This window comes from Staphylococcus sp. GW823-FHT05F06 (assembly GCF_058795495.1).
In genome coordinates this window covers 1-13,890 of sequence record NZ_JBXAHW010000026.1, presented here as the reverse complement: position 1 = coordinate 13,890, position 13,890 = coordinate 1, and the positions used below count along the sequence as shown (strand labels likewise).

The following is a 13,890-nucleotide window of genomic DNA, read 5'->3' as shown; positions in this document are numbered from 1 at the left end:
CAAAAAAATTAAAATGAACGGTTTAGTTAAGTAATGCTTATTTTAATTATAAGTACTTGACTAATCGTAGGAAAGAGCCTGAGACAAATAAATGCCTCAGGCTCTTTTATATATAGCGGAGGGAGAAGGATTTGAACCAACGCGAGCAAAAAGCTCCTACTAATCACGAATGATTAGCCTCTTAAACCAGACTTGAGTATCCCTCCAAAATTTCAACAATTAATATCATATTATATATCGAAGGTTTTGTAAAGTAACAGTTAGTTTTTCATTATAAACATGTAAAGCGTCTTCATTAAATGACCTAAGAAAATATATACAATTTGGACTGTGATTATCATTCAATCAAAATTAATCACATACTACTACATTGTCCATACTACAATTAATTTTTAGGTAACTATTTTAATTTCTGATTACCAAATTACCTTCAAACATTAAAATGAACTTAAAGATAATTATTGTCGAGTTATTAAAAAAATCATTTAATTATGATCAAACAGAGAAATGAAGACGTATTATAAGAGAGTTCGTCAAAAAATTGACATTATTTCATGAATATTCAATTTTATTTATCGAAATTAAATCAATTCAATCAGACATATTTAAACATATGCTTTATAGCAAGTCATCATAAATTGTCTTATTATTATTTCATGAAAATAAGATGAAAACTTATGAGATTAATATTTGAGGAAGATGAAAATTTGAAAACTTACTCTTCACATTGAGACGAATTTTTTATAATATATCACTCATATTGATTTTTTGATATTAAGAAAAGGAGGAAACGCTCATGAAAGATAATAAAATGTTGTTCATTATTTTTATGATAGGAACATTTACAGTAGGAATGGCTGAATATGTAGTGACAGGATTACTTACACAAATCGCTGACGATATGAAGGTTTCTATTTCGAGTGCAGGTTTATTAATTAGTGTTTATGCTATTAGTGTTGCATTGATAGGGCCTTTAATGCGAATCATAACATTGAAAGTTCACGCCCACCGTCTGTTACCGATTTTAGTTGCGATTTTTATAATAAGTAATTTAGTGGGAATGTTAGCACCGAATTTTAATGTATTGTTATTATCAAGACTCATGTCTGCGGCAATGCATGCGCCATTCTTCGGTGTGTGTATGAGTGTTGCTGCGACAGTCGCACCTCCTGCTAAAAAAACACAGGCCATTGCACTTGTTCAGGCAGGTTTAACTATTGCTGTAATGTTAGGTGTACCATTCGGATCATTTTTAGGTGGCTTTGCAAATTGGAGAGTTGTTTTTGGATTCATGATTGTGTTGGCAATCATTACTATGTTAGGAATGATTAAATTTGTTCCAAATGTTTCTTTAAGTGCAGAAGCAAATATTAGCAAAGAATTAACAGTGTTTAAGAATCCACACATTTTAATTGTGATTGCAATTATTGTGTTTGGTTACTCTGGTGTGTTTACTACTTATACATTTATGGAGCCAATGATACGAGATTTTTCTCCATTTAAAATTGTAGGTTTAACTGTTTGTTTATTTATGTTTGGTCTAGGCGGTGTGATAGGGAATTTAATTACTGGTAATGTACCGGAAGATAAATTAACAAAAAATTTATACCTTACATTTCTTTTACTATTTGTAACAATCATACTATTTGTTACTGTTATTCAAAATTCAATATTAGCATTAATCATTTGCTTCTTATTCGGTTTTGGTACATTTGGTACAACACCGTTACTTAATAGCAAAATTATCTTAAGTGCAAAAGAAGCACCACTTCTTGCAAGTACGTTAGCTGCTTCTATTTTCAATGTTGCTAATTTTCTTGGTGCAATCATTGGATCTATATTATTATCAATAGGGTTACCTTACGTTCAAATTACTTTGATATCTGGTGGGATTATAGTGTTGGGTATGCTTCTTAATCTTGTTAATCAACTTTATGAAAAGAAACATATCACATTTAATGAATATTCATGATTATTAAAAAATCCTTATAGAAGTGTGGCGACGCCTCTATAAGGATTTTTCTTTATGCAATCAAACTTTTCATCAATGATGTTTTAATAGAACTAGGGATTACTTAACAACATTGAAATCAATCACTTGTGGGATTTGTGATAAATCATTGTGAGATAAGTAATCTATTAACAATTGAGCACCTTCGATTTGAATATCTTTTATCACAGGTTTGTTAACGTACATATCATAATTCCCGCCACCAACAGCTCTATAATTATTTACGCATATTGTATATATTTGATCACTTTGTATTGGTGCATCATTAATTAGTAAATCACTAACACGTTCACCGTAAGGATGACTAACATGAATTGTATATTGGATACCTGCAAATATGTCATAGTTGAAATGCTGAGGTTTAGGTTCTAGAAACTCTTTATTAACTGTGATTTTATGATTAACAATGTCAAAATAACTTGCGCTTCGTTCAATTGCAAGTTTAATATCTTTTCCACTAAGTTCAATCACTTTAAAAGTATTAGGAAAAGGATAATTATTGATGATATCACGCATGGTTATTTTCTCATCAAAGCCATTTGCGGAATCAAATAGTGCTGTACATGCAATATCTGCACCACTTTTTTCTAATAAAATATAATTAAGAAGGTTAACAAATGCATGCGGTGATTTTCTTGCCTCAAATGAATTGTTTATTCTCATAGCGTAGGGGAGTTCTGCGATTTGAGTATCAAGCCAATCTTCCAATTGATTACGTAAAGCGATATCTTCGACATTCGGCTTAAAGGAGGTATTGTTATTAACATTCATTAAGTTACATTCTTTAATTAATACTTTTTTATCATGTGTATATTCAATAACTATTTTTCCAACTTTTGTACCTTTTGAACCTGGTTGAATGATGGCTGTTTGGTTCTTGATTGTCGCAATATCACGATGTTGATGGCCGGTTATCAACACATCGATACTATCGCTAAACTGACTTAGTATATCATACCCTTCGTTTTCCCCAGTAAGCGCCTCAGTCGGGAGGCCACTATCTAAATCACGTTCAAAACCACCATGATAACTTACTACTACAATATCACTCTTTTCCCTAAGTGTAGGTAACTCAGATTTTAATATGTGGACAGCACTGTTAAAAGTGAGTGTCTTAATGTAATCAGGTTGTTCCCAGTGAGGAATATACTGAGTGGTTAATCCAATAGTTCCTATAGTTAAATCATTTACTTTAAAATAATGAATACCTTGGCCAGTGAATGGCTGTGTATTTTCAATTATATTTGCACACAAAACTGGGTAATGAAGTTGATTGATGGTCTGTTTTAGATAAGGTAAATCATAATTAAATTCATGATTGCCAACAATTCCAAAATCAAACCCTAAACGATTATATATTGATGTTAATGGGAGACTACTCTTTAATTTAGATACTAAGTAGTTACATAATGGAGAACCTTGTAAGAAGTCCCCATTATCGATCTTTACACTGCCGTCATAGTGCACGCAGTCTTGTTCGATTAGATGATTAGCTTTTAACAAACCCATAGGTAAATCTTTTTCTCTTGATGAAAAATCTGTTGGGAATATAAAACCGTGAACATCACTAAGGATATAGAACGCAATTTGAGACATTGAATTAACCTCCTCAAGTACGGGGAAGAGACATAGTTTTGTGATATATAAATTAAAAACAATGTCTCACTTTTCAACACTATGTTATTATCGGTGTTAAAAATTTTCATTCATTTTTTGTGTTAATAGAATTTTTTCCCTTGTTTAACACGAATATTAGCATCTTTAATTTCATCTGTCACTTTAGCTGTGAGTGTGAATGAAGCTTCACCCGCACCATTTGCTTTAATTGATTGGCCAGGACTATAGCCGAGAGTATTGAATTGGTTACGGTTAGAAGAAAAGCTACCGATTTGCTTACCTCCATCTTTATAAAGTCCAACTCTTACATCGCTAATTGTGCTATTAGGCTCATATCCCGTGAGTTTGATTGTAAATTGAAATGGATGATGCGGTTGGATATTTTGAGGTAAAGTTAATTCAACTTTGGCATTTTGATTTTGATGAGAAGAGCTTTTGTCATCTACTCCATCGTCAGCACCCCGTTGATTACTTCCATAACTACCTGTTTTAAATGTTGAACGATCATACCATTTGTAACCTTCTATTGGGTTAGTCCACGGTTCTTTTTGAGGTTCAATTGAATTCTCAGGTTGCTCAAAGTTAAGTAGCGGTGTTTTATTATCAAGTTTAATCCCCATGTCTTTCATAGAAGATTGAGATTCTTTTTTGCCTAGCCATGTTGTTAAATTATTTAATAACTTTCCATTATCTTGTTCTTTAAAACCATCGTACGTTTTTTTAGGTTTCCCATTATCTTCACGAAGATATTTAGGTGAACGATCTTCTACGAGGGAGCTATCGCCAATAAATGCAGCTTTACCTTTGCCGATTTTTGAAATGGCTACATAAGGTCCTTCGTTGATGCCACCCCCATTGTAAATACCTTGATCAACTGCGTGAGACCATTTTTGACTATGTGTTAAATGTTCCGGCATATAAATAATGCCTTTAGCTTTATTAGGATCAGTTATTGCTAATGTTGAACCTGCGTGCATCGAAACTGATTGTACCCCTTTAGTAATACCAAAACTATCTTTGCTTGAAACGATATTTTGAGTATTGATATCTCCAAGTGCATTATATCTAAAGCGAACACCGAAGTTTTGTGAGAGCCAATCAGAACTCTTAACGTTATGCATAACGTTAGAATTCTTTTCTTCATTATTCATATCTTTAGTCATATTTTCGTATGCGCCACGTCGATAACCATTCATTGATTCTGAAGAATCAATACGATTTAAATTACGATCGGCATTATAGTGGTCTGAGATGAAAATGACACTACCACCATTTTTAACAAAATTAATGATTGCTTTCTGCTCATTTTCTTTAAATGGATTGTTAGCTTCAGGAATAACTAATACACGCGCCTGCTGTAAAGATTGATCAGAAATGTTTGATTCTCCTTCTAGTTCTTTAACTTGGTAACCTTGCTTTCTCATTGAATCTGCATAATCTGAGAAAGCGCCATCAATCACCCAATCGGCAGCGCCCGCAGTTTGAGCATGAGAATTATCAAAAAGTACTGTTTGTTGTGTCTGATTTGTAGCAGTAGATTCTGTTGATGCAAATGTTGAGGGAATCACAGTCACAGAAAGAACAGATGTAACTAGTATAGAACTTAAAGTTTTAAATATTTTCATCTCTATGATTACTCCTTATGTAAAAGATGGAATTTTTAAAAAGTATAGTATAAAAATATAGCGTTTTGTGCTTGCTTAACAGTTTTTTTACAATTTCTTACGATTTATTATAAAAAAATTATAATTTTAATTAAAATTAAATACCCATCACTTATAAGATATGCTAATCTATAAATATAGTTTCAAAAATATACATATTACACCAATATTGATGTAAAGGGGACAGTAGGTAGAATGAAAAATCTTAAGTTTTTAGTGATGCTTGTTTTATCGGTGGTTATTTTTGCAGCAGCCTGTGGGAATTCAAGTTCTTTGGATAATAATAAAAGTTCGGATAGTGGATCAGATTCAAAATCAGGTAGTTATACACCTAAAGAATTAACAGTACAATTTGTACCATCTCAAAACGCTGATACACTCGAAGCTAAGGCAAAACCGTTAGAAAAATTGTTGTCAGATAAATTAGGGATTCCGGTTAAAGTATCAGTTTCAACAAACTACAACACGATAGTTGAAGCGATGAAATCTAAGAAAGTGGATGTTGGTTTCTTGCCACCAACTGCATATACATTAGCACACGATCAAAAGGCAGCGGATTTATTATTAAAGGCAGAACGTTACGACGTTAATGAAGATGGGTCTCCAAGTAAAAAGTTAGTTGATGATTATAAGTCAGAAATCCTTGTTAAAAAGGACTCTGGTATTAATAGTCTCAAAGATTTAAAAGGTAAAAAAATAGCATTACAAGATGTAACTTCTACAGCAGGATATACATTCCCTCTAGTAACATTAAAAAAAGAAGCTGGTATTGATGCAACAAAAGATATGAAAATAGTCAATGTTAAAGGACACGACCAAGCAGTTATTTCATTGTTAAATGGAGATGTGGATGCAGCAGCTGTATTTAATGATGCACGTACAGTTGTGAAAAAAGATCAACCAAATGTATTTAAAGATACTAAAATATTAAAACTCACTAAACCAATTCCTAATGATACGATTTCAGTACGTCCTGATATGGATAAAAAATTCCAAGATAAATTGAAAAAAGCTTTTAAAGAAATTTCTAAAACTAAAAAAGGTCATAAAATCATTAGCGAGGTATATTCTCATGAAGGTTATGTTGATACTAAAGATTCAGACTTTGATATCGTTAGACAATATGAAAAAGCTGTTCATGATATGAAATAAAATAAATTGAATGAATTATAAAAAGAAAAGCTAAGGGATTAAACGTGAAGGTTTGTGGACCTCTTGCGGCTTGAGTCTCATAGCTTTTCTTTATAAAAGAAGGGTGTTTGTTGATGAGTCAAATCGAATTTAAGGATGTTAGTAAAGTGTATCCAAATGGCCATGTGGGATTAAAAGATATTAACTTAAATATAGAAAAAGGTGATTTTGCAGTTATTGTTGGACTGTCTGGAGCAGGTAAATCAACATTACTACGATCGGTTAATCGGCTACATGATATTTCCAAAGGTGATATTACTATCGAAGGTCAGTCAATAACTAAAGCACGTGGTAAAAAATTATTAGAAATGCGTCGAAGTATAGGTATGATTTTTCAACATTTTAACTTAGTTAAGCGTTCAACAGTTCTTAGAAATGTTTTGAGTGGCAGGGTAGGATACCATCCTACTTGGAAAATGATACTTGGTCTTTTTCCTAAAGAAGATAAAGTCAAGGCATTGGATGCTTTAGAACGTGTAAACATTTTAGATAAATATGACCAACGCTCTGACCAGTTGTCAGGTGGTCAACAACAACGTATATCAATAGCTAGAGCGTTATGTCAGGAACCAACCATTATATTAGCAGACGAACCAGTTGCTTCATTAGATCCATTAACTACAAAACAAGTGATGGATGACTTAAAGAAAATCAATGAAGAACTTGGTATTACTATTTTAATTAATTTACACTTTGTAGATTTGGCAAAGGAATACGGATCGAGAATAATTGGTTTAAGAGCGGGAGAGCTCGTTTATGATGGACCCGCGTCTGAGACAAATGACGAAGTATTTAATCATATATACGGTCGCTCTATTAAGAACGATGAAAAATTAGGGGTGGAATAAAGTGACGACACCAACAACGCATAAATATAATCGCTATTTAAATAAAAGGATGTCTCTTAAAACTAGCTTTTCAATTATTTTAATCACGGGTTTGATTATCTGGAGTTTTATTTATACTGGATTTAGCATTGGAGATTTAATGATAGGTCTGCCACAAATTGGCGTATTCTTCAAACAAATGATACCTCCAGATTGGGGTTATCTAGATCATATTACACAACCAATGCTAGACACGATTCGTATGGCAATTGTCGGTACTTTTCTAGGAAGTATTGTCTCCATTCCTATAGCGTTACTGTGTGCGAGTAATATTGTTCAAACAAAGTGGATTGCGATTCCATCACGTTTTGTCCTTAATATTGTACGCACAATACCTGATTTATTATTAGCTGCCGTATTTGTAGCCATATTTGGTATTGGACAAATTCCGGGTGTATTAGCACTTTTTGTTCTAACAATATGTATCATTGGTAAATTATTATATGAATCATTAGAAACAATTGATCCAGGACCTATGGAAGCTATGACAGCTGTAGGGGCTAATAAAGTGAAATGGATTGCATTTGGCGTTGTTCCTCAAGCAATTTCATCATTTATGTCATATGTGTTATTTGCCTTTGAAATTAACATTCGGGCATCAGCAGTTTTAGGTCTTGTTGGCGCAGGTGGTATTGGGTTGTTCTACGATCAAACGTTAGGATTGTTTCAATATAAAAAGACAGCAATGATTATCCTGTTCACTCTAATCATTGTAGTTATTATTGACTATGTGAGTTCGAAAGTGAGGGAAAAATTAGCATGAATACGTTGGATAGTAAATATGAATTAAAATCAAAAAAACATCGTCAGCGAATAATTAAAAATTGGGTTATAGTCACTGTAGTTGCAGCTGTAATTATATGGGCGTTTGCAGGGATTCCAGGTCTTGAACTTAAAAGTAAGTCTATTGAAATATTAAAGTCTATCTTTTACGGACTATTTCATCCAGATTTAAGTTACATATATATACCTGATGGTGAAGACTTACTTAGAGGTTTGCTGGAAACTTTTGCTATTGCAGTGATTGGCACGTTCATTGCTTCAATTATATGTATTCCTTTTGCATTTTTAGGAGCTAAAAATATGATGAAATTACGACCGGTTACGGGCATAAGTAAATTCATATTAAGCATTATACGTGTGTTTCCTGAAATTGTAATGGCGTTAATATTTATTAAAGCTGTTGGACCAGGTTCGTTTTCAGGTGTACTTGCACTGGGGATTCATTCAGTCGGCATGTTAGGGAAGCTTTTTGTTGAAGATATTGAAAGTTTAGATTTTAGCGCTGTAGAATCTTTAAAGGCGAGTGGAGCAAATAAAATGAAGACGTTAATGTTTGCTGTAATACCACAAATTTTACCATCGTTTATTTCACTTATTTTGTATCGATTTGAATTGAATTTACGTTCGGCCTCCATTTTAGGATTAATCGGCGCAGGTGGCATAGGTACACCATTAATTTTTGCTTTACAAACACGATCTTGGGACCGAGTTGGCATGATTCTAATTGGTTTGATTGCGATGGTCGCTTTAGTTGATTTAATATCTGGCGCGGTTCGTAAACGTATCGTTTAGTGCATTTATGGTGAAAGAATATGTTCGTTGTCTAAAGCATTAATTGTTTTCATTTATTGGAATAAAAATTTTAATTTAAGACATACGTCATATTCATCATTTTAATTTTCGGTAGGAATGTATTCATGTTATAATTCTAAAATATAATAAAATTATTTAGAAAAATATTTTTTTGATAGCGTATAATTATTTATAATAGAAATATAATAACATGTTCGTAATTGAAAATTGATCAAACACTTACATCACGAATTAGACAACTTGAGGCTTATATCATGAAACAATTTTTAAACATCACTCAACGTAAATTTATCGAATGGTTGATTATCTTATCCATTTTTATAGTTAGCATTCCTAATAAATGGACATTAATGATATCTATCGCTTTATCTTTATTACTTCTTAAAAGAGGGGCGCTAGGTGTCGTTCAATTAATCATACTTTATATGCTCAGATCGCAAATATACACTCCCTATGATACACAAGAGATGGCGCATTACATAGTAAGTATGAAATATATCTTGATTTATGTAATTGGAGTATTTTTTCTATTTAAATATGTAAAACATTGGATAAGAAATGAAATGATATTAAGATTTATCAAGTCTACTATGATTCTTATGCTACTTTATATCATAATGAGTTTAGTCGTATCTAATGATCCGATAGAATCTATTCTTAAATTGCTTAACTTCTTTATACCGCTAATTTTGATTGTTATGTATGTTAGTTTAATAAAAAAGATAAAGAATCTCATTAACTGGATTAATCAATTTATCACGCTAGTGATTGCCTTTACTTTTTTATTTATAGTTATAGCGCCAAAATCATATTTAATTGATGAGGAATCACTTAGAAGTGTTTTCAAGGATGCACATTCATTCGCAGTTATTCTTGCTATGGGTCTAGTTCTATATATGGTAACAATAATCAAACAACAAGATTATGATGTATTCAATTTATTATTATTAAATATTGGAATGATAGAGCTCTATTTATCAAACTCTCGTCATATTTTCATATCTGTTATTTTATGTCTAATGCTTCTATTACCGTTATCTCACATAAAAAAGAGAATTAAACATCCCATAATTGGTGCTATGATACTAATGACAATTGCTATAATAAATCAACCATATATTTATCATCTTTTTATTAAACTAATCTTAAAAGGGAAGAATAGCCAAGAGGTCTTTATGCCGAGTGATATGAATATTAAAGCTATTGATTATGCGCTAACTGAGCATCCTTTTTTAGGAAGCGGTTTTGGTATACCAATGATAAAAGCGAGTTCAGAAATACAATACTTTAATGTAGCAACGAGTAATATCATCTTCGGTATGATTATCTTTACTGGAATAATAGGACTTACTTTATGTACGATATACATGCTTCATATGGTACTTTTAGTTACTTTTCCAATGAGTATTACTATTTTATTATTTTTAATCACTATCTTTGTTAATATGGATTATATTATTTTATTTGATTCCGTGGGGCTAGGTATATTGTGTTATATATTTTGGGGAATATATTTAAAAGAAGGTATGTATCAATACAACAACGGACAATGGTAAATAACATTGTGTCTAAAGCAATTTAGTAATCATTAATTTTAAAACTAACTTTATTTAAAGTTAGTTTTTTATTCGTTATCATACATAAATATACAAATTAGTTTTTAAGTTCCTTCGTAAATTATATTCATTTTGATTCGAATTTATATATATAATTATTCAATAAGTAGATAAAGTTTAGTTGAATTCAATGTAACAGTAACTTGAAATATAGATAAAAAACACTTGTTAATAGTAAAATAATCCTTTTGTTAACAATTCCTCTTTGCACAATCGTTTAATATCTTTATATGTATAGTAATTTATTAAAACTAAGAAGTATTAGTTGCATTTTACATGTTCATAGTTATATACTTGTAAAAATGAATATTTTCAGTATAAAAGACTATGATTAATTAAGAAAACTATGGGGAGTTTATTATGACAAAGAAAGAAAAGGATTATAAAAAAAGTCTTGAGCAACAAAAAACACGGGTAAAAATATACAAGTCAGGAAAAAGCTGGGTAAAAGCAAGTATTAATGAAATAGAATTGTTAAAAACAATGGGGCTACCATTTTTAAGTAAAAACGAAATACAAGAAAATGTGACTGAAAAGACGAAAGGTCATAAATTAAAAAAAAGTGCAGCTAAAACAACAGCCCTAGTTGGTGGAGCATTTACATTTAATATGTTGAATAATCATCAAGCATTTGCTGCCTCAGAAACACCAATCACCTCTGAAATTTCATCCAATAGTGAGACAGTAGCCAATCAAAATTCAACTACGATTAAGAACTCACAAAAAGAAACAGTCAATTCTACAAGTTTGGAATCTAACCATTCTAATAGTACAAATAAGCAAATGTCTTCAGAAGTTACAAATACAGCTCAATCCAGTGAAAAAGCTGGAATTAGTCAACAAAGTAGTGAAACATCAAATCAATCATCTAAGTTAAATACATATGCCTCCACAGACCATGTAGAGAGTACAACTACTAACAATGATAATACTGCACAACAAGATCAAAATAAGTCTTCGAATGTAACCTCTAAGTCAACACAATCAAACACGTCATCCTCAGAAAAGAACATTAGCTCCAATTTAACCCAGTCAATCGAAACAAAAGCAACCGATTCATTAGCGACTAGTGAAGCACGTACTAGTACAAATCAAATATCTAATCTGACATCAACATCTACTTCGAATCAATCGAGTCCTACTTCCTTTGCAAATTTAAGAACATTTAGTAGATTTACTGTTTTGAATACGATGGCAGCACCGACAACAACGTCCACGACAACAACTTCAAGTCTGACATCTAATTCTGTTGTGGTGAACAAAGATAACTTTAATGAACATATGAATCTGTCTGGATCTGCGACGTATGATCCTAAAACAGGTATTGCTACCTTAACGCCAGACGCATATAGTCAAAAGGGTGCCATATCTTTAAACACTCGATTAGATTCAAACCGTAGCTTCCGTTTTACAGGTAAAGTTAACCTTGGTAATAGATATGAAGGTTATTCTCCTGATGGTGTACCAGGTGGAGATGGCATTGGCTTTGCATTTTCACCAGGCCCTTTAGGACAGATAGGTAAAGAAGGGGCTGCCGTTGGAATAGGTGGTTTGAATAATGCCTTTGGTTTTAAATTGGATACGTATCATAACACATCAACTCCTAAATCTGATGCTAAAGCAAAAGCAGACCCACGTAATGTTGGTGGTGGCGCTTTTGGTGCCTTCGTAAGTACAGATAGAAATGGTATGGCTACCACTGAGGCATCATCTGCGGCTAAATTAAATGTACAACCTACTGACAATTCATTCCAAGATTTTGTCATTGACTATAATGGTGATACAAAAGTGATGACAGTGACGTACGCTGGACAAACTTTTACGAGAAATCTTACAGATTGGATTAAAAACAGTGGTGGTACGACGTTTTCTCTATCTATGACTGCCTCAACTGGTGGCGCAAAAAACTTACAACAAGTTCAATTTGGAACATTCGAGTATACAGAATCAGCTGTTGCTAAAGTACGCTATGTAGATGCAAATACTGGTAAGGATATTATTCCACCTAAAACCATTGCAGGTGAAGTTGATGCGACTGTGAATATAGATAAACAATTAAACAACTTGAAAAATTCAGGTTACAGTTATGTTAGTACAGACGCTTTACAAAACTCCAATTATTCAGAAACATCAGGTACACCTACACTTAAATTAACTAACTCAAGCCAAACGGTGATTTATAAATTCAAAGATGTTCAAGGTCCTCAAATTAGTGTTGATAGTCAAACTAGAGAAGTTGGAAAGACCATTAATCCAATTACAATTACTACAACTGACAATAGTAAAGACGTATTAACTACAACTGTGACAGGTCTACCTTCAGGGTTATCTTTTGATCAAACGACAAATACAATTACTGGCACGCCAAGTGAAGTAGGAACTACAACTGTGACAGTTAATACTACTGATGCTACTGGGAACGTAACATCTAAGCAATTTACAATAACGATTCAAGATACAATCAGCCCTGTTGTAAATGTGACGCCAAGTCAAGCATCAGAAGTTTTCACGCCGATTAATCCAATTACGATAACTGCTACAGATAATAGTGGCAAAGTGGTAACGCATACAGTAACTGGATTGCCACAAGGACTTAAATTTGATGCATCTACGAATTCAATTGTTGGAACTCCAACTCAAATAGGAACAAATACAATCACGATTGAGTCAACGGATGCGAGTGGAAATAAAACTACGACTAAAATTAATTATGAAGTAACGAGAAATAGCGCAAGTGACTCTACTTCCACTAGCATAGTAAATAGTGTTTCAACAAGTATAAGTAATAGTACATCGCTAAGTGATAGTGTAAAAGAGAGTCAATCATTATCAACAAAAGAATCAACAAGTAAGAGTCTCTCAGGGTCGTTAAGTGCGTCAACGTCGAATAGTACGTCAATCCAAGCGAGCGAATCCGTAAGTACAAGTAAGAAGTTATCAGAATCAGCGAGTACGTCGATGTCTGATAGCGCATCAACCCAAACAAGCGAATCAGCAAGTACAAGTAAAAAGTTATCAGAATCAACGAGTACGTCGACTTCAGATAGTGCGTCAACGTCAGCAAGTGTGAGTGACTCCAATAGCGCAAGTACGTCATTAAGTGAGTCGACAAGCACAAGCGTTTCAGATTCAACAAGCACATCGACATCAGACAGTGCGTCAACATCAACGAGCGTAAGTGATTCCAATAGCGCAAGTACGTCATTGAGTGAGTCGACAAGCACAAGCATCTCAGATTCAACAAGCACGTCGACATCCGACAGTGCGTCAACATCAACGAGCGTAAGTGACTCCAATAGCGCAAGTAC

9 protein-coding genes and 1 tRNA gene are annotated in these 13,890 nt (G+C 32.9%); 7 read left to right on the top strand and 3 right to left on the bottom strand.

The genetic code is table 11. The annotated features are described in order from the left end of the window. Positions 1-116: 116 nt before the first annotated feature. A tRNA-Thr gene (locus AC1Q7N_RS11340) sits at positions 117-206 on the bottom strand. 590 nt (positions 207-796) lie between these two features. Here AC1Q7N_RS11340 and AC1Q7N_RS11335 point away from each other — a divergent pair. Beyond that, positions 797-1,972 (top strand): MFS transporter, encoded by a 1,176-nt coding sequence (locus tag AC1Q7N_RS11335; RefSeq protein WP_001832013.1) that lies wholly within the window; start codon positions 797-799, stop codon positions 1,970-1,972. 99 nt (positions 1,973-2,071) lie between these two features. Here AC1Q7N_RS11335 and AC1Q7N_RS11330 read toward each other — a convergent pair whose 3' ends face one another. Continuing rightward, a complete protein-coding gene (locus AC1Q7N_RS11330) occupies positions 2,072-3,607 on the bottom strand; it encodes a bifunctional metallophosphatase/5'-nucleotidase (RefSeq protein ID WP_492713225.1) in 1,536 nt (511 codons plus the stop codon). Positions 3,608-3,729: 122 nt separating this feature from the next. Continuing rightward, entirely contained in the window at positions 3,730-5,253 is a 1,524-nt protein-coding gene (locus tag AC1Q7N_RS11325; protein WP_049387414.1) for a motility-associated ABC transporter substrate-binding family protein, read from the bottom strand. A gap of 234 nt (positions 5,254-5,487) precedes the next feature. Between AC1Q7N_RS11325 and AC1Q7N_RS11320 the strand changes: the two genes are divergently transcribed. From AC1Q7N_RS11320 to AC1Q7N_RS11295, 6 genes are all read left to right on the top strand, one after another. Then, the gene (locus tag AC1Q7N_RS11320) at positions 5,488-6,444 is read left to right on the top strand and encodes a phosphate/phosphite/phosphonate ABC transporter substrate-binding protein (protein ID WP_002489738.1); all 957 of its coding nucleotides are present in this window, start codon (positions 5,488-5,490) and stop codon (positions 6,442-6,444) included. 113 nt (positions 6,445-6,557) lie between these two features. Then, positions 6,558-7,331 carry a phosphonate ABC transporter ATP-binding protein gene (gene phnC / locus AC1Q7N_RS11315; protein ID WP_002468921.1) on the top strand — a complete coding sequence of 258 codons (774 nt, stop codon included), beginning with the start codon at positions 6,558-6,560 and terminating at the stop codon, positions 7,329-7,331. 49 nt (positions 7,332-7,380) lie between these two features. Next, positions 7,381-8,133: a phosphonate ABC transporter, permease protein PhnE gene (gene phnE, locus AC1Q7N_RS11310; RefSeq protein ID WP_161800868.1), complete on the top strand. Its 753-nt coding sequence runs from the start codon at positions 7,381-7,383 to the stop codon at positions 8,131-8,133. Then, positions 8,130-8,945 (top strand): phosphonate ABC transporter, permease protein PhnE, encoded by an 816-nt coding sequence (gene phnE, locus AC1Q7N_RS11305; RefSeq protein ID WP_002468469.1) that lies wholly within the window; start codon positions 8,130-8,132, stop codon positions 8,943-8,945. The genes phnE (AC1Q7N_RS11310) and phnE (AC1Q7N_RS11305) overlap by 4 nt, the downstream gene beginning before the upstream one ends. 275 nt (positions 8,946-9,220) lie before the next feature. After that, positions 9,221-10,522, top strand: coding sequence for a hypothetical protein (locus tag AC1Q7N_RS11300; protein ID WP_049387413.1), 1,302 nt, complete (start codon positions 9,221-9,223; stop codon positions 10,520-10,522). Between the two features lie 420 nt (positions 10,523-10,942). Further along, positions 10,943-13,890, top strand: a 2,948-nt coding sequence (locus AC1Q7N_RS11295) for a lectin-like domain-containing protein (protein WP_492713223.1), incomplete at its 3' end; no start/stop codon positions are given.